The following is an 18,094-nucleotide window of genomic DNA, read 5'->3' on the forward strand; positions in this document are numbered from 1 at the left end:
CCGTGACCCGAACCCCGCCGATTTCCACCAACGCCTTGCCCGTGCCGCGCGGCACGCTGATGATCCAGGGCACCACGTCCGATGCGGGCAAGAGCACGCTCGTGGCCGGCCTGTGCCGTCTCGCGCGCCGCGCGGGCGCGCGGGTCGCGCCGTTCAAGCCGCAGAACATGGCGCTGAACAGCGCGGTGACCGTCGACGGCGGCGAGATCGGCCGCGCCCAGGCGCTGCAGGCGGTCGCCGCCGGCATCGCCGCGCATACCGATCTGAACCCGGTGCTGCTCAAGCCGACCAGCGATCGCGGCGCGCAGGTCATCATCCACGGCAAGGCGCGCATGAATCTCGACGCGCGCGCGTATCACGAGTACAAGCCGGTCGCGTTCGAGGCCGTGCTGGCGTCGTATGCGCGGCTGCGCGCGGCGTACGACACGGTGTTCGTCGAGGGCGCGGGCAGCCCGGCCGAGATCAATCTGCGCGAGCGCGACATCGCCAACATGGGTTTCGCCGAAGCGGTCGATTGCCCGGTCGTGCTCGTCGCCGACATCGATCGCGGCGGCGTGTTCGCGCATCTGACCGGCACGCTCGCGTGCCTGTCGGCAAGCGAGCAGGCGCGCGTGCGCGGCTTCATCATCAACCGCTTTCGCGGCGACGTGAGCCTGCTCAAGCCCGGCCTCGACTGGCTCGAAGCGAAGACCGGCAAGCCGGTGCTCGGCGTCGTGCCGTATCTGCACGGCCTCACGCTCGACGCCGAGGACATGCTGCCGGCCGAGCTGCGCGCGGCCGGCAGCGGCGACGCGGCGCGCCTGCTGCGCGTGGTCGTGCCGGTGCTGCCGCACATCAGCAATCACACCGATTTCGACGCGCTGCGCGTGCACCGCCAGGTCGATTTCCAGTACGTGCGCGGCGGCACGCCGCTGCCGCCCGCCGATCTGATCATTCTGCCGGGCTCGAAGAACGTGCCGGGCGATCTCGCGTTTTTGCGCGCGCAGGGCTGGGACGCGGTGCTCGCGAAGCATCTGCGCTACGGCGGACGCGTGATCGGCATTTGCGGCGGCATGCAGATGCTCGGGCGCGAGATTGCCGATCCGCATGGCGTGGAGGGCGCGCCGGGCACGTTCGCAGGGCTCGGCTGGCTCGACTATGCGACGGTGCTCACGCGCGAGAAGACGCTGAAGAACGTGACCGGGCGGCTCGCGCTGCCCGGTGCGCCCGAGGTGGCGGGTTACGAGATTCATATGGGCGAGACGCGCGGGCCGGCGCTCGACGCGCCGGCGCTGCGGCTCGATGGCGCGCGGGAAAACGCCGGTGCGCAGGGCACGTGTCCCGACGGCGCGTTGTCCGTCGACGGACAGATTCTCGCGACCTACGTGCATGGCCTGTTCGACACGCCGGCCGCGTGCGCGGCGCTGCTCGCCTGGGCGGGCCTGAGCGACGCCGAGGAAGTCGATTACGCGGCGCTGCGCGAGGCGTCGCTGGAGCGACTCGCGGATACGCTCGCCACGCACGTCGATATGCGCAGGCTGTTCGCGGCGGTGGGGTGAAGGCTGGCACTGGCCCGAGCAGGTCGCAACGTGTGCTGCGATTGCACCGCGCCTACGGCCGGAGCGCCGAAACACGCCCGCAAGCTGCAAAAAGCGTGCGCCGTCCCGGCCGCGCGCCCGTTGCCTCGACGCGGGGCGAATCGGGCGCGCCCCGCGCCGCTTGCCGTATCGCTTACGGCATCGCTCAGTACAGCACCATCTGCGTGCAGCGGAACAGCGCGATCGTCTTGCCGTCCGGACCGGTGACGGTCGCGTCCCAGACCTGCGTGCTGCGCCCGAGGTGCACGCCCTTCGCGACCGCGCGGATCGTGCCCTGCGTCGCCGTGCCGAGGAAATTGCTTTTCAGCTCGATCGTCGTGAAATTGCGCGCGTTCTCCGGCAGGTGCGCGAGGCACGCGTAGCCGCAGGCGGTGTCGGCGAGGCCGATCACGCTGGCCGCGTGCAGGAAGCCGTTCGGCGCCAGCAGTTCCTCGCGCACGGTCAGCTCCGCGACCAGCATGCCCTGTTCGACGGACAGCGCGCGCAGGCCGAGCAGGTCCGGCAGCTTGCCTCGCTGGCGCTCGTGCAGGCGTTCGACGGTATATTCCGGGCGCAGTGTGCTCATGAGATTCGGGTCCTTATCGATAAAACGGCGGGTTCAGGCAGCCGATTCGCCGTTTTGGGGCTTCGGCCGCGCTGCATTTGTCGATATTATCAACGGCTGACGGGCGGGCGAACCTGAGAAACGACCGATCAGGCACGGATCGGAACCCGCGGGCGCTGGTCTGAACCGATCAGGCGCAATGGCGCGGCAAACCGGCTGGCGGAGTCCAGCCTTCTTTCCAGGAGAATTCATGTCGGTGATCGTGGTGGCGAATCCGAAGGGCGGCGTGGGCAAAAGCACGCTATCGACCAATCTGGCCGGCTATTTCGCCGCGCAGGGCGAATGGGTCGCACTGGCCGACCTCGACAAACAGCAGTCCGCGCATGCGTGGCTCGCGCTGCGGCCCGAGACGCTGCCGGCCATCGAGACGTGGGAAGTCAACACCGAGACGCCGGCTAGGCCGCCCAAGGGGCTCGATCACGCGGTCATCGACACGCCGGCCGGCCTGCACGGCAACCGCCTGAACATCGCGCTCGATCTGGCCGACAAGGTGATCGTGCCGCTGCAGCCGTCGATGTTCGACATTCTCGCGACCCAGGATTTTCTCGAACGTCTCGCGAAGGAAAAGGCGGTCAGGAAGGGCGCGATCGAGGTCGGCGTGGTCGGCATGCGCGTCGATTCGCGCACGCGCTCGGCCGAGCAACTGCATCGCTTCGTCGAAGGGCTCAAGCTGCCGGTGCTCGGCTTTCTGCGCGACACGCAGAACTACGTGCAACTCGCGGCACACGGCCTGACGCTGTGGGACGTCGCGAAAAGCCGCGTGGAGAAGGATCTGGAGCAGTGGCGGCCGATCGTCGAGTGGACGAACGGCACGGGGAAGAAGGACTGAAGCGAAGGACTGAAGCAGAGGACTGAAGCGAAGCACCGCGGCGGGGCGGCCCGCCGTCGGTCAGGCGGCAGGCCGGGCCGCGCTCAGGTCCAGTTCTGCGTCGGCACGTGATCGCGGCTGCCCTTGATCCGGTTGTTTTCGTCGACGAACACGAGGTCCGGCTTCCAGCCCGCTTTCAGCTCGGCTTCGTCGACCACCGCGAACGCCGCGATGATGACCAGATCGCCGAGCTGCGCGCGACGCGCGGCCGAACCGTTCAGCGAAATCATGCCGCTGCCGCGCTCGCCCTTGATCGCGTAGGTCGAGAAACGCTCGCCATTGTTGATGTTCCAGATGTCGATGCGCTCGTTTTCGACGATGTTCGCCGCTTCGAGCAGGTCTTCGTCGATCGCGCACGAGCCTTCGTAGTGCAACTCGCAGTGCGTGACCACGGCGCGGTGGATTTTCGACTTCAGCATGTTGCGTTGCATGACCAATCCTGTGTGACTGTGCTGGGTAGTTTCGATGAAACCCGGTGCCGTCGCGACCGGTTCGATCGTAGCGCCGGCGGCTGGCGGCGTCAGATTTCGAGGTTGTCGATGAGCCGGGTCGCGCCGAGCTTGGCGGCCGCCAGCACGACGAGCGGCGCGTTGGCGTCCTGCGTGCCGGGCGCGATCAGGTTCGAGCGCTTGCGGATCGCGATGTAGTCGGGCTTCCAGCCGCGCGCGGCGAGGGCTGCCGCCGCCGCCTGTTCGAGCTTCGCGAAGTCGCGCTCGCCCGCGAGCACCGCGTCGCGGATGCGATTCAGCTCGGCGGCCAGCACCGGCGCCTCGGCGCGCTCGGCGTCCGACAGATAGCGGTTGCGCGAGCTTAGCGCGAGGCCGTCGGTGTCGCGCACGGTTTCGGCGGCGACGATTTCGGTCGGCAGCGCGAACTGGTGGCACATCTGGCGCACGATCATCAGCTGCTGGTAATCCTTCTTGCCGAACACCGCGACGCGCGGCTGCACGCACGACATCAGCTTCATCACGACCGTGCATACGCCGTGGAAGAAGCCGGGGCGGAATTCGCCCTCGAGAATGTCGCCGAGATCGTGCGGCGGATGCACGCGATACTCTTGCGGCTCCGGATACAGGTCCTTTTCGGCCGGCGCGAACAGCACATAGACGCCTTCCTTCTGCAGCTTCTCGATGTCGGCTTCGAGCGTGCGCGGATATTTGTCGAAGTCCTCGTTCGGGCCGAACTGCAGCCGGTTGACGAAGATGCTCGCCACGACCGGGTCGCCGTGCTGGCGCGCGAGGCGCATCAGCGACAGATGGCCCTCGTGCAGATTGCCCATGGTCGGCACAAAGGCCGTGCGATTCTGGCCGCGCAACTGGTCGCGCAATTCATGGATCGAGCTGATGACTTTCATGATCGGACAGGAATGGGTTCGCGCGCCGCGCGCGCCCCGGTTGGCGCAAGACCTCGGGGAATCGCGCAGGCCGCCGCCTTACCGGCGATGACGGGTTCGGAGCGCGGATTGTAGTGGATTTGCGGGCCGGGCGCACCGAATGGCGGCGTGTGTCCGGCGCGGGGCGCGGTGGGTTCGCCCGTGGCGCCCGCCAGGCCTTGCGTTGGCGGGGTTCTAGCGGTTTTCCCGTGGGCCGGCGGCCCGGCGCGGTGCCGGTTCCGTCGCGCGGCCGGGGGAGCTAGGAGCAGCCGTTGCGCCGGCCCCACCGAAAAACAGCAGGACCGATCGGGCCGCCGCGATCGGCCGGTTCACAATCAGGCCGCTTGATCGGCCGCTCAATCAGGCCGGCAGATAAGCGAGCCGCACGTAAATCGGCGCGAACGGCTCCGCCTGCGTAATCTCGACGAGCGATTCGCGGCACAGTTCGAGCACGGCGATGAAGTTCACCACCACGACCGGCACACCCCGGCTCGTATCGAACAGGTCGGAGAACTCGATGAAGCGCGTGTTCTGCAACTGCCGCAGGATCAGGCTCATGTGCTCGCGCACCGACAGCTCTTCGCGCGAAATCTTGTGATGCTGGACGAGCTTCGCGCGCTTGATGACGTCGGCCCACGCGGCGCGCAGATCGTCGCTGCTCACGTCCGGGAAGCGCGGCGTGATGCTCTGCTCGATATAGACCTCGGCGCGCAGGAAGTCGCGCCCGAGCTGCGGCAACTGGTCGATGCGCTGCGCGGCGAGCTTCATCTGCTCGTATTCGAGCAGGCGGCGCACGAGTTCGGCGCGCGGGTCCTCGGCGTCCTCGCCGGTGTCGGCCTTCTTGACCGGCAGCAGCATGCGCGATTTGATCTCGATCAGCATCGCGGCCATCAGCAGATACTCGGACGCGAGTTCGAGATTGGTCTTGCGCAACTGCTCGACGTAGCCGAGATATTGCGTGGTGACATCCGCCATCGGGATGTCGAGCACGTTGAAGTTCTGCTTGCGGATCAGGTACAGCAACAGATCCAGCGGTCCCTCGAAGGTCTCGAGGAACACTTCGAGCGCGTCCGGCGGGATGTACAGGTCGTTCGGCAGCTTGAACAGCGGCTCGCCGTACAGGCGCGCGAACGCGACGCCGTCGACCGTGTCGGGTGTCGAGTCGGTGGCGGGAGCGGCGAGCGCGGCATCGGCCGGCGGACCGTGCAGCGGCCCATGGACCGGCCCATGCAGCGGGCCGTGGGCCTCGTCGGCGTGACTCATCGTCGGCGTGACTGGGGCGCTCAGAAGTTCTGGTAGTACTGGTAGGGTGTCTGCGCGACGCGCGAGGCTTGCTGCTCGGCGCGTTCGTCGAGATCGACCGGCTGTTTGTCCCACAGCAGCGCTCGGCCGCGGCGTTGCTCGGCTTCCAGATTGGGTTTCTGCTGCTTGAGCTGGTTCAGGAACTGGGTGATGTCCGATTGATACATGGCTCGACGTCCGTGATGGGTGAAAGGGCGCGCGTCTGGCAGTGCCGGCGACGCGGCGCCATCGTGGCGGAATTTTACCGCATGCGCCGCGCGCGGTCGAAAAACGCCGCCCCCTCTTTTTGGGATCTCGCCCCCCGCGCCGATGTGGTCAAATAGCAGGCCCGGGCGCGCCGGGAGCAAGCACTGATCAATTCTGGCCGGAGGTCCTGTTTGGCGGTAGGTACGATCGACAAGCCGCGTGGGCGGCGCGGGCGAGAACGGCAGCGGCACGCCGCGCGGCACCGTTCGCTGCCCGTGCGGTGCTGGCTGCTCGCGTGGCTCGCGTTGAGTCTCGTCCTGCTGACGCTCGTGGCCGGCGAGGCCCACGCGGCGCGCGCGAAGCCGAGCTACAAGGTCGACGTCGTCGCCGAGCCGCGCGCGCTGCGCCGGCTGCTCGAACAGCACCTCGACATCGCCCGTTTCGCGAAGCGGCCCGACATCAGCGAAGACCAGTTCTCGTTTCTGATTACCGCCACGCCGCAGCAGGTGCGCGATCTCGCTGCGACCCAGGGCTATTTCTCACCGGTCGTCAGCACCGACGTGCGCACCGTCGACGACGTGCGGCGCGTCACCGTGCGGGTCGAGGCGGGCCCGCAGACCCTCGTCAGCTCGGTCGACCTGTCGTTTCGCGGCGCGGTCGTGACCGAGGACACGGCGCAGGAAAACGCCACCCGCTTCGCGTTCTCGCTGCACGAAGGCCAGCCGTTTTCGCAGAGCGACTGGGACGACGCGAAGAACGCCTCGCTGCGCGAGTTGCAATCGCGCCGCTATCTTGCCGCGAAGATCTACCACTCCGAGGCGCTCGTCGATCCGCGCACGCACACGGCGAAGCTGTCGGTAACTTACGACAGCGGCCCGACCTTCACGATGGGCGCGATTGACGTGCAGGGTACGCGGCGCTATCCCGAGCGCATCGTCCATAACGTCAATCCGATTTCGCCGGGCCAGGTCTACGACACGCGCAGCGTCGCCGAACTGCAGCGGCAATTGCAGAACACGCCGTACTTCGCGAGCGTCGCGATCGATCTCGACAACGACCCGGCCAAGCCGCTCAACACGCCGGTGCACGTGAAAGTGTCGGAGTTTCCGTATCACAGCTTTCGCGGCGGCGTCGGCTATTCGACCGACAACGGTCCGCTCGTGCAGGGTGCGTACACCTATCTGAACACGTTCGGCAAGGCGTGGCCGTTCACGGTCGAGGGGCGCGCCGACCAGACCCAGCAGTACGGCCAGATTCAACTGTCGATGCCGCCGGGCCCGCGCGCGTGGACCAATAGCGTGCTCGCCTCGTACACGACCACCGACGTCTCCGACACGCGCATCTACAGCATTCGCGGTGGTGTGCAGCGCTCGCGCACCTCGCAATACCTCGACTACAGCTACTCGCTGCTGTTCTACGACGACCGGCTCGACCAGAACGCGGCGCCGCCGACCACCGCGCACGCGCTCGTGCCGGCGTGGTCGTGGACCCGGCGCAATACCGACGACCCGCTGTTCCCGCGCAGCGGCAACCTGATCCACGCCGAGGCGGGCTTCGCGGTCAAGGGCCTGCTGGCCGACCAGACCTTCATTCGCGGCTACGCGCGCGGCCAGCAGTATCTGCCGATCGGCCATGACGACATCGTGCTGATTCGCGCCGAACTCGGCGGCGTGTTCACGAGCGGCAGTTCGAGCGGCATTCCGGCATCGCTGCTGTTCCGCGCAGGCGGCTCGAACTCGGTGCGCGGCTACGGCTTCCAGAGCATCGGCAACGACGTCGCCGGCTCGATCCTGCCGACCAAATATCTCGTGACGGGCGCGGCCGAATATCAGCACTGGTTCTCGCACGACTGGGGCGCGGCCGCATTCTTCGACATCGGCACCGCCACCGACACCTGGGGCGAGAAAGTCTTCTATCCGGGTGTCGGCGTCGGCGCGCGCTGGCGCAGCCCGGTCGGTCCGGTCAACGTCGATCTCGCGTACGGCATCCGCAACAGAAGCGTGCGGCCTTACCTGACGCTCGGCATCGCCTTCTGACGCGCCGATGCAAACCCGCCAGCCTATCTGCCAACTTATTCACGCATGACCACGGACGTCACCGACCCGACCCCCGCGCAGCCGCCCGGCGCCACGCCGCCAGCGGAGCCGCCGGGGCAGCCGCCCGAAACGCCGCCGCCGAAGCGGCGCTGGGGCCGGCTGCTGCTCAGAACGGTCGCGGGCACGGTGGCCGTGCTGGTGCTGCTCGTCGCGCTCGCGGCCGGCCTGCTGTACGGCGCGCTTACGACCGAACGCGGCACCGCGTACGCATGGCACGCGGCGCTCAGGCTATTGGGCGGCCAGCTCGGCGGCACGCTCGACGGCGGTACGCTCGCAAGCGGCGTGCAACTGCGCGACGTTCACTGGCGCAGCCTCGACGGCAGCGGCACCGATATCCGGATCGACCGCGTCGCGGGCCGCTGGGCGCTGGCGCGCACGCCGTGGCGCTTCACGATCGACTATCTGCACGTCGGCACGATCGAGACGTGGCTGGGCGCCTCGTCGTCGAGCAGCAGCGAGCCGATGAAGCTGCCGCGCGATCTGCGCCTGCCGATGCCGCTCGACATCCGCGACGTGCAGGTCGAGCGTTTACTGCTGCACCAGGGCACTTCGACGACGGAGTTGTCGCACTTCGCGTTTCATGGGCGCAGCGATGGACGCCACCACGAGGCCTCGATCGATCGGCTCGATACGCCGTTCGGCGCGCTGACGGCGTCGGCGAAACTGGACGGCGTGCAGCCGTTTCCGCTGACCGGCGAGGTCGGCTATTCGGGCAAGGTCCGCGACGAGGCGGTGCAGGTCGGCGGGCATCTGAGCGGCACGCTCGAACAGCTCGTCGCCGAACTCGATGCGAGCGGCATGAAGCTGACCGGTCACGCGCGGGTCGAGGCCGCGCCGTTCGACGCGGTGCCGCTGCAGCGCGCGACGCTGAGCTTCGATCACGTGAATCCGCAAGCTTTTGCGCCTGGCGCGCCGCTGGCCGATCTGGCCGTGCGCGCGGAGTTGCAGCCGGTGGGGCAGGGCGGCGCGGCCGGGGTTCCGGCCGGTGCCAGCGGGGCTGCTACTACCGCGGCTGCTTCTACAGGAGCAGGGGCTGCGAACGCGGCGAGTGGCGCGACCGCGGGCTTTGCCGTCGCGGGTCACCTGTCGATCGTCAACGCGAAACCCGGCGCGATCGACCAGAACCTGCTGCCGCTCATCGACGCGAACACCGACGTGCGGCTCGACGCCCGGACGCAAAGCATCTCGAACCTGAACGTGCGGCTCGTGCGCGACGCGACGGTCACGGGCGGCGGCACGCTGAGCGACCGGCACGGCCAGATCGACCTGCGCGTCGCGCGGCTCGATCTGAACGCATTGCAGGCGACGGTGCGGCCCACGCAACTGGGCGGCACGATCGGCATCCGCCTGAACGACGATATCCAGAGCCTCACGCTCGATCTCGCCGACCCGGCCGCTGCGCTGCGCGCCCAGGGCAAGGTCACGTTCGACCCGGCGCGGATCAGCTTCAACGACGTGCGCGTGACGTCGGGCCGCGGCCGTATCGATCTGTCCGGCGCGCTCAAGCACGACGCGAATTCCACCTACAACCTGAAAGCGCAACTGACCGACTTCGACCCGCTGTCGTTGACTTCGCAGATGCCGTCGCGTACGCCGGTCACGCCGCCGGCCGCTTCATCAGTGGCGTCGGCGGCCGCGCCGGCTGCGGGGACCACCCGAACCGCCGGCGCGAAAAGCGCGGCCCCAGGCGATCAGGCCGCCGCCGTGGCGAAGAACACCGCCCAGGCGGCGGTGCGCAGCGAGGTGCTGGAGCGCAAGACGCCGCCCGCGCATCGTGCAACCCCCGCGCCACGTACGGCAGCGCCCGCGCGCCGGATCGAGGCGCGCGTGAACGGCACGCTCAGCGCAACCGGCGTGCTCGCGCCGGTCTTCACGACGCGCGCCGAATTCAAGCTCGGGCCGAGCGTCTACGACGACTTGCCGCTCACGGGCAGCGGCACGATCCAGCTGGCCGGCACGCGGATTCTGCCGAGCCGCGCGACGCTGTCGGTGGCGGGCAACCAGGTCGATCTGCAAGGCAGCTTCGGCGCGCCGGGCGACCGGCTGCGTTTTCGCCTCGACGCGCCGCAGCTCGAACGGCTCGGTTTCGGCATCGCGGGCGCGGTCGCCGCCGACGGCGACGTGACCGGCTCGCTCGCGCATCCGAACGTCACGCTGAACTACAAGGCCGACGGCTTCGTGTTCGCGAGCAACCGGGTCGGTCATGCGGAAGGCCATGCCGAATTGCGCGACGGCGCGAACGGCGTGCTCGCGTTCACGACCGACGCGCGCAACGTGAGCGCGGGCGGCGTCGATCTGAGCACGTTGACGGCGCGTCTCTCGGGCACGCGCGCCAATCACACGTTGGAGGCTGCGGCCACCGGCAAGATGCAGGACCATCCGCTCGATCTGACGCTCGCCGCCAACGGCAAGCTGACCGATACCCGCGACGGCACGCGCTGGGACGGCACGGTCACGCGTTTGCAGAATCGCGGCATGCCGTCGCTCAATCTCGATGCGCCGCTCGCGGTCGGCGCGGGGCCGGGCCGGCTCACGCTCGGCGCCACGCATCTGATGATCGAAGGCGCGGTGCTGAGCCTCAAGTCGTTCGTGTTCGATCACGGTCGCATCCAGTCGGCGGGCAATCTGACCGGCGTGTCGCTCGCCCGTCTGCAGGACCTGCGCCGCGAAATCACCGGCGAGCCGCCGGCCGTCAGAACCGATCTCGTGTTCGACGGCGACTGGGACTTCTCGCTCGGCACGACGGCGAGCGGCCATATCGAACTGCGGCGGCGCAGCGGCGACGTGACGGTCGAAATCGGCCGCGGGCTGGCCTCGATGGGGATTGGCGAGGTTCGCGCGCGCGCCGAATTCACGGGCGGCAATCGCCTCAACGCGACCGTGCATGCGCAAGCGAGCCGGGTCGGCGTGATCGATGCCGATGCGCACACGCTGCTCGTGATGCGCGATGGCCTGTTGAGTGTCGATCCGCAGGGCGCGTTGTCGGGCAACGTCAATGTCGACGTGCCGTCGCTGCGCACCACGGGCGGCCTGCTCGGTCCGAGCTATCTGCTCGACGGGCACCTCGCGCTCAAGCTCGCGCTCGGCGGCGCGGTCGCGAAGCCGAGCGTGACGGGCTCGCTCGTCGGCGACGGGTTGTCCGCGACCGTGGTCAGCCAGGGTGTGCAACTGAAGGACGGCGTGGTGCGCATCGCGCTGTCGCAGAACATGGTGGATTTCCAGCAGGTCGAGTTTCATGGCTCGAGCGGCACGTTGCGCGCGACCGGCCGCATTCGCCTCGACGGCGCCGAGCCCGATCTGACCGCGAGCATCGTCGCCGACAAGCTCGATGTGTTCGCGTCGCCCGATCGTCATCTGTCGTTGTCGGGCAGCGCGGCCATCGCGAACGGCGGGACCGAGCGCGGGCTCGCTATCGACGGCAAGTTCGTCGTCGACAGCGCGCTGTTCGATATGCCCGAGCAGGCCGCGCCGAGCCTCGGCGACGACGTCGTGATCATCCGCCCGGACGGCACGCGCTCGGGCGGCCAGCCGCGTCCGAGCGAAGGCGGCGAGCAGCGGGTCAGCCCGTTCTCGCCGCGCGCCAATATCCAGATCGGTCTCGGCAACAACTTCCGCTTCCGCGGCCAGGGTGCCGATCTCGGCCTTGCCGGCACGATCACCGCGACGAGTGCGCCGAACATGCCGCTGCGCGCGGTCGGCAACGTGCGCGTGACACCGGGTTCGACCTATACCGCGTTCGGCCGCAAGCTCGCGATCGAGAACGGCTTCTTCACGTTCAACGGTCCGGTCACGAATCCGGGCATCAACATTCTCGCGATGCGCCGCAACCAGCAGGTCGAGGCGGGCGTGCAGGTGACGGGCACGCTGCAATTGCCGGTCGCGCGGCTCGTGTCGGAGCCGAGCGTGCCCGATAACGAAAAGCTCTCGTGGCTGCTGTTCGGCCATGGCACCGACCAGGGCAACAACCTCGGCCAACAGAGCACGATGACGACGGCGCTTGCGCTGCTCGGCAGCGCGACCGGCAAGCGGATTGCGCAGACGGTCGGGCTCGACGAGTTTTCGATCGGCCGCAGCGACGTCGGCCTGACCGATCCGCAGGTCGTGATGGTGTCGAAGGCGATCAACGAGTGGCTCGTGATCGGCTATGAGCAGGGGTTGCAGTCGGCGAGCAACGCGGTCAAGGCGACCATCAACCTGTCGCGCTACTGGTCGTTCGTGGTGTACGGCGGCACGTTCTATGGGGCCGACGTGCTGTATACGCGGCGGTTCGACCGGATCAAGTGGTGAGGGTGGCGGTGGGGCGGGCGGGTGACGTGACGCCGTTGCAGGGCGCTACGACTACACACGGTTGCGTTTGCTGTTCGGCGCGGCTGTTTCCGCTGGCTTAAGCGCGGAGATTGGCTGCAAGCAGTCAGCGCAAACGCCCCGTGCCGTCGCTGCCGCCGCGCCGTCGTGTCATCGCGTTATCGTGCCACCGCAAAAGAAAACGGCACGCTTCAGGCGTGCCGTTTTCCCACGATTGCCGCACAGCGCCCGAACGGCGCCGCGTCTTACTTCACGCGCATGCCCGGCTTCGCGCCGCTATGCGGTTCGAGTACGTAGAGCCCCGGCTCGGCCTTCTCGTCCGTTGCCGATGCCGCGAGCACCATGCCTTCGGACAGGCCGAACTTCATCTTGCGCGGCGCGAGATTGGCGACCATCACGGTCAGCTTGCCGATCAGCTGCTCCGGCTGATACGCCGACTTGATGCCCGAGAACACGTTGCGGGTCTTCTCTTCGCCGACGTCGAGCGTCAGTTGCAGCAGCTTGTCCGAGCCTTCCACGGCCTTGCAGTCGACGATTTTCGCGATGCGCAGATCGACCTTCGCGAAGTCGTCGATCGAGATGATGCCGGGCTCTTCTTCCTTTGCGGCAGGAGCCTTCGCGGTTTTCTTCGAGGTGCCCTTCGCGTCGGCCGAGGCCGCTTCCGGCGTGGCTTGCAGCGACTCGCGGTTGGCCGCGAGCAGTGCTTCGATCTGCTTCGGATCGACGCGCGTCATCAGATGCTTGTAGGCGTTGATCGGCTGCGCCGAGCTGAGCGGCACGCCGGCGTCGGCCCACTTGAGCGGCTCGATGCCGAGGAACGCCTCGACCGCTTCGGCGAGCTTCGGCAGCACCGGCTTCAGCGCCAGCGACAGCAGACGGAACGCCTCGATGCTGACGCTGCAGGTCTCGTGCAGCGCGACCGCGTTCGCCGGGTCTTTCGCCTGATCCCACGGCTTCGCGGTGTCGACGTAGGCGTTGACCGTGTCGGCCAGCTCCATCGTTTGACGCAGCGCGCGGTTGTACTCGCGCGCTTCGTAGTTTGCGGCGATCTGCGGAATCGCCTCGCGCAGCGTGGCGAGCAGCGGATGATGCATCGCGCTGTCCTGCACGCGGCCGTCGAAGCGCTTGATGAGGAAGCCGGCCGCGCGGCTCGCGATGTTCACGTACTTGCCGACCAGATCGCTGTTCACGCGCGCCTGGAAGTCGTCGAGGTTCAGGTCGAGGTCTTCCATCGTGCTGTTGAGCTTGGCGGCGAAGTAGTAGCGCAGCCATTCGGGGTTCAGCCCCGTGTCGATCACGCTCTGCGCCGTGATGAAGGTGCCACGCGACTTCGACATCTTCGCGCCGTCGACGGTCAGGAAGCCGTGCGCGAACACGTTGGTCGGCGTGCGATGGCCCGAGAATTCGAGCATGGCCGGCCAGAACAGCGTGTGGAAATAGAGGATGTCCTTGCCGATGAAGTGGTACTGCTCGGCCTTCGAACCCTTGCGCACCCACGCGTCGAAGTCGAGGCCGCGCTTTTCGGCGAGGTTTTTGAAGCTCGCGTAGTAGCCGACCGGCGCGTCGAGCCATACGTAGAAGTACTTGCCGGGCGCGCCGGGAATCTCGAAGCCGAAGTACGGCGCGTCGCGCGAGATGTCCCAGTCGGCGAGCTTGGCTTCGCCGGCGTCGCCGAGCCATTCGCGCATCTTGTTGGTCGCTTCCGGCTGGGCCAAACCACCGACCCATGCGCGCAGGAAGTTTTCGCAGCGCGGATCGGACAGGCGGAAGAAGTAGTGCGTCGAGGTCTTGCGCACCGGCGTCGCGCCCGAGACGACCGAGTACGGATTGACGAGCTCGGTGGGCTGGTAGGTCGAGCCGCAGACTTCGCAGCTGTCGCCGTACTGGTCTTTCGCGCCGCATTTCGGGCATTCGCCCTTGATGAAGCGGTCCGGCAGGAACATTTCCTTGACCGGGTCATACGCCTGTTCGATCTCGCGCGCCTCGATCAGACCCGCTTCCTTGAGCGCGAGGTAGACGTTCTCGCTGAGCACGCGGTTCTCTTCGGAATCGGTCGAGTAGTAGTTGTCGAACGAAATGCCGAAGCTGTCGAAGTCGCGCTTGTGTTCCTGCCAGACGCGGTCGATCAACTGTTTAGGCGTCAGCCCTTCCTTTTCCGCGCGCAGCATGACCGGCGTGCCGTGCGTGTCGTCGGCGCCCACGTAGTAGACCTCGTGGCCGTGCATTCGCAGCGTCCGGACCCAGATGTCCGTCTGGATATATTCGACCAGGTGGCCGATATGAATCTGCCCGTTCGCATACGGAAGGGCCGACGTGACGAGAATCTGGCGATGGCCGGACGGCGCGCCTGCGGTGAGATCGGTGGCGGGGGCTGACATAAGGATCTTGGGTGCCTGCGGTGGGACGAAACGGCAATTCTAGCAGGGCGGGCGCGTCACGCGGCACGGGCGGGACCGGCCGGCAGAGCCGCTGTCACGGGGACGGCGAGGGCATTGGACGAGCGGGGGATCAGGGGCAAGGCAGGGGCGGAAGCACGGCTGACCACATCAAAACCGCGCGCCCAAAAAAAAACCGGGGTGATTAACCCCGGAGCAACAACGACAAGAGGAGAATGGTGCCGCGGCGGCTTCGCCAGCCACGTACCGTAAAGAGAGACCACGGTTTTTCGGCAGAGTTCGAAATTTTTTTAACCATCTTTCAAATTCCTTGGATGCCGGCAATTGATGCGAACCCGAGCCGAAATTGTCTTCGGAACGGATCAAAATCGCCGTACCTCCATGCCGGTCTTCCCGATGGCGCCCGAACCGGGGCGGGCGGCAACGCCCGGCCCCTGGCTCGCTCATTCTCCTGAAGCGCGTCCTTATTGCGGAGCGTGCTGAGCCGTCGCGCGCAGATAGATTTCCACGCGGCGGTTCGCGGCGCGGCCCGCTTCCGTGTTGTTGTCGGCGATCGGCTGGCTCGCGCCCATGCCGCTTGCGGAGAGGCGCTGCGGCGCGATGCCGCGTTGCGCCAGGTAGCCCGTCACGCTTTGCGCACGGTTGACCGACAGCGTCTGGTTATATTGCGCCGAGCCGGTGCTGTCGGTATGGCCGACCACCTGGGCGATGATTTCCGGGTTCTGCTGCATCGTCTGCGTGAGCTGGTCGAGCACCGGTGCAAACGACGGCTTGATCGCGTAGCTGCTCGTGTCGAACGTGACCGAGCTCGGGATGTTCAGCTTGAGCGAGCCGTCCGGCTGCTCGGTGATCTGCGTGCCGGTGCCCTTGGTGGCGCCCGACATGCGGTTGCGGATCGCTTCCCAGTTGTAGCCGGTGATGCCGCCGACCGCCGCGCCGGCGGCCGCGCCGATCGCCGCACCCTTGCCGCCACCGAAGATCGCGCCGAGCGCGGCGCCCGTGCCGGCGCCGACGCCGGTGCCGACTGCCGTATTCGTGCCCTGTTGGGTGGCACAGCCTGCCAGCAGGGAGCCAGCAACTGCGAAGACAGCCATGCGAGTCATGATTTTTGCATTCATTTTCAAATCCCCTTGAGTGAAGCGAGTGAACCAGCGGGTACGGTTGATCCAGCCAAACTATCGAGCCGACGTGACGGCGGTCGTACGGTACAGCGGACTACTCGAAAAACTGCGCGAAACAGCATGAAACGGTGAAATTCGGGTGAAATCCGGGATGAAATCCGGCGCCTGTCTTCGCCGCCGGTCCGACAGCGAAGAAGGGTCTTCGGGCAACGCCTGCCACCAGACACTACAATGATGCCTGAAACACGCGGTGATGCGACCCCATGGCGTCCCGCCTGCGCAAGCGTGCATGGCACGTCTGATTTTCGCAATGCCGTATAACAATTTTTTTCAAATTCTGGCGCGCGGCCGCGACTTCGTTGCCGCCGTGCCCCATGTGTTTCCCACGGAGTGCCAATGAGTATCGATCGGGCTTTGGTGGACGCCGCCCTCGCGGCCGTCACTGACCCTAACACCGGCTTGCCGTACGCGGCCGCAAAAAATGTCCGCAACGTGGTCGTGGCAGGCGACATGGTCAGCCTCGAGGTGGTGCTCGGCTATCCGGCGCAAAGCCAGTTCGAGACGATTCGCCGGCAGTTCGCCGACGCGCTGCGCGCGGTGCCGGGCGTGGCGAACGCGCGCGTCGAGGTGTCCCAGCAGATCGCCGCGCATACGGTGCAGCGCGGCGTGAAACTGCTGCCCAACGTCAAGAACATCGTGGCGGTCGCCTCGGGCAAGGGCGGCGTGGGCAAGAGCACGACCGCCGTGAACCTCGCGCTCGCGCTCGCGAGCGAGGGCGCCTCGGTCGGCATTCTCGACGCCGATATCTACGGCCCGTCGCTGCCGACCATGCTCGGTATCGAGGGCCGCCCCGAGTCGCCCGACGACAAATCGATGAACCCGATGACGGGCCACGGCGTGCAGGCCAACTCGATCGGCTTCCTGATCGAGGCCGACAATCCGATGGTGTGGCGCGGTCCGATGGCGACCTCGGCGCTCGAACAGCTGCTGCGCCAGACCAACTGGCACGATCTCGACTACCTGATCGTCGACATGCCGCCCGGCACCGGCGACATCCAGCTGACGCTCGCGCAGCGCGTGCCGGTGACGGGCGCGGTGATCGTCACGACGCCGCAGGACATCGCGCTGCTCGACGCGAAGAAGGGCCTCAAGATGTTCGAGAAGGTCGGCATTCCGATCCTCGGCATCGTCGAGAACATGGGCCTGCATATCTGCTCGAACTGCGGCCACGAGGAGCACATCTTCGGCGCGGGCGGCGGCGAGCGCATGGGCAAGGAGTACGGCGTCGACGTGCTCGGCAGCCTGCCGCTCGACATCACGATCCGCGAGCAGGCCGACTCGGGCACGCCGACGGTCGTGGCCGATCCGCACGGGCGCATCGCGGAGATCTATCGCGCGATCGCGCGCAAGGTCGCGATCCACATCGCCGAGCGCGCGCGCGACATGACCTCGAAGTTTCCGAACATCGTCGTGCAGAACACCTGAGGGCGCGACCCGCGAAAAACACGCGGGTCGCCGTTCGGACAAGGGTCCGGGGCGTCTGTTTATGCGTGCTCTCGCGGTATCATGTCGGCTTCACAAGTTCGGCTCGGCGGCCGCAGGGGCGGCCGCCAGGCCGGCAAGAGGATCGCATGGGAAAACGAATCGACGGGCAGGCGGTGCGTGCATTTATCGTTCTGACTGCCTGCTGCGTATTGCTGAGCGGCTGCGGCGTGTTCCTGAGACCGCAGGAGAAGCGCGCCGACGCGCAGCTGCTGCCCACCGTGGGCAATCAGGCGCACGGCCTCGTGACGTTTATCGAGCGCTCGGACGGCGTTCAGGTCACCTACAATCTCGCGGGCTTGCCGCCCAATAGCGACCACGCGCTGCAGGTTCACGAGCGCGGCGACTGCAATGCCGCCGACGGCTCGAGCGCGGGCCAGGTGTTTTCGCCGGCGGCCGAGCGGCTCAAGATGGGCGCGCGCGTCGAGGGCGACCTCGGCAACATCCACGCGGATGCGAACGGCGTAGCCACCGGCTTCATCGTCGCGCCGGACGTCTCGCTCGACGGCATCCGCTCGGTGCTGCAACGCGCGGTCGTACTGCATCGCGATGCGACCGATCCTTATGCGTATCCGCAGCACGGCGCCGGCGTCGCGCTGGCCTGCGGCGTGATTCGCCCGTAGCCGGCCGTGGTGGCCGGCGGCGGCATCGCCGTGATCGCGTAAAATATGCGCCTTTCGCAGCGGGCTGGGCACCTGGCGTCGGCCCGTTGTTTTTCACCCACC

The 18,094-nt window shown here is 67.3% G+C and carries 13 protein-coding genes; 6 read left to right on the forward strand and 7 right to left on the reverse strand.

Annotation, left to right across the window (positions count from 1 at the left end; all coding sequences use genetic code 11):
• Window positions 1–59: 59 nt before the first annotated feature.
• Window positions 60–1,538 carry a cobyric acid synthase gene (locus F3J19_RS01565; protein ID WP_205192485.1) on the forward strand — a complete coding sequence of 493 codons (1,479 nt, stop codon included), beginning with the start codon at window positions 60–62 and terminating at the stop codon, window positions 1,536–1,538.
• Between the two features lie 184 nt (window positions 1,539–1,722).
• Here the strand turns inward: F3J19_RS01565 and F3J19_RS01570 are convergent, their stop codons facing one another.
• On the reverse strand, window positions 1,723–2,142 hold the full coding sequence (locus F3J19_RS01570; protein ID WP_167036590.1) for a PaaI family thioesterase: 420 nt from the start codon (window positions 2,140–2,142) through the stop codon (window positions 1,723–1,725).
• Between the two features lie 229 nt (window positions 2,143–2,371).
• Here F3J19_RS01570 and F3J19_RS01575 point away from each other — a divergent pair, with 229 nt between their 5' ends.
• Complete coding sequence (locus F3J19_RS01575) at window positions 2,372–3,010, forward strand: ParA family protein (RefSeq protein WP_167036593.1); 639 nt, start codon at window positions 2,372–2,374, stop codon at window positions 3,008–3,010.
• An 83-nt stretch (window positions 3,011–3,093) separates the two neighbouring features.
• Here F3J19_RS01575 and panD read toward each other — a convergent pair whose 3' ends face one another.
• The 4 genes from panD to F3J19_RS01595 all read right to left on the reverse strand — a co-directional run bounded on the left by panD (window position 3,094) and on the right by F3J19_RS01595 (window position 5,890).
• Window positions 3,094–3,480 carry an aspartate 1-decarboxylase gene (gene panD / locus F3J19_RS01580; RefSeq protein ID WP_167036596.1) on the reverse strand — a complete coding sequence of 129 codons (387 nt, stop codon included), beginning with the start codon at window positions 3,478–3,480 and terminating at the stop codon, window positions 3,094–3,096.
• A gap of 89 nt (window positions 3,481–3,569) precedes the next feature.
• Window positions 3,570–4,403, reverse strand: coding sequence for a pantoate--beta-alanine ligase (panC, locus tag F3J19_RS01585; RefSeq protein ID WP_167036598.1), 834 nt, complete (start codon window positions 4,401–4,403; stop codon window positions 3,570–3,572).
• 378 nt (window positions 4,404–4,781) lie between these two features.
• On the reverse strand, window positions 4,782–5,684 hold the full coding sequence (locus F3J19_RS01590; RefSeq protein ID WP_240158624.1) for a ScpA family protein: 903 nt from the start codon (window positions 5,682–5,684) through the stop codon (window positions 4,782–4,784).
• Between the two features lie 20 nt (window positions 5,685–5,704).
• Window positions 5,705–5,890, reverse strand: coding sequence for a DUF3460 family protein (locus F3J19_RS01595; protein ID WP_167036601.1), 186 nt, complete (start codon window positions 5,888–5,890; stop codon window positions 5,705–5,707).
• Between the two features lie 210 nt (window positions 5,891–6,100).
• Between F3J19_RS01595 and F3J19_RS01600 the strand changes: the two genes are divergently transcribed.
• The gene (locus tag F3J19_RS01600; protein ID WP_167036604.1) at window positions 6,101–7,945 is read left to right on the forward strand and encodes an autotransporter assembly complex family protein; all 1,845 of its coding nucleotides are present in this window, start codon (window positions 6,101–6,103) and stop codon (window positions 7,943–7,945) included.
• A gap of 45 nt (window positions 7,946–7,990) precedes the next feature.
• Window positions 7,991–12,292: a translocation/assembly module TamB domain-containing protein gene (locus F3J19_RS01605; protein ID WP_167036607.1), complete on the forward strand. Its 4,302-nt coding sequence runs from the start codon at window positions 7,991–7,993 to the stop codon at window positions 12,290–12,292.
• A gap of 263 nt (window positions 12,293–12,555) precedes the next feature.
• Here the strand turns inward: F3J19_RS01605 and metG are convergent, their stop codons facing one another.
• Window positions 12,556–14,688 (reverse strand): methionine--tRNA ligase, encoded by a 2,133-nt coding sequence (metG, locus tag F3J19_RS01610; protein ID WP_167036610.1) that lies wholly within the window; start codon window positions 14,686–14,688, stop codon window positions 12,556–12,558.
• Window positions 14,689–15,170: 482 nt separating this feature from the next.
• Entirely contained in the window at window positions 15,171–15,824 is a 654-nt protein-coding gene (locus F3J19_RS01615; RefSeq protein WP_167036613.1) for an OmpA family protein, read from the reverse strand.
• A 399-nt stretch (window positions 15,825–16,223) separates the two neighbouring features.
• Between F3J19_RS01615 and apbC the strand changes: the two genes are divergently transcribed.
• Window positions 16,224–17,312: an iron-sulfur cluster carrier protein ApbC gene (gene apbC, locus F3J19_RS01620; protein ID WP_167036616.1), complete on the forward strand. Its 1,089-nt coding sequence runs from the start codon at window positions 16,224–16,226 to the stop codon at window positions 17,310–17,312.
• A gap of 146 nt (window positions 17,313–17,458) precedes the next feature.
• Window positions 17,459–17,992, forward strand: coding sequence for a superoxide dismutase family protein (locus F3J19_RS01625; RefSeq protein ID WP_167036619.1), 534 nt, complete (start codon window positions 17,459–17,461; stop codon window positions 17,990–17,992).
• Window positions 17,993–18,094: the final 102 nt, after the last annotated feature.

This window comes from Burkholderia sp. Ax-1724 (genome assembly GCF_011752995.1).
GTDB lineage: Bacteria > Pseudomonadota > Gammaproteobacteria > Burkholderiales > Burkholderiaceae > Paraburkholderia.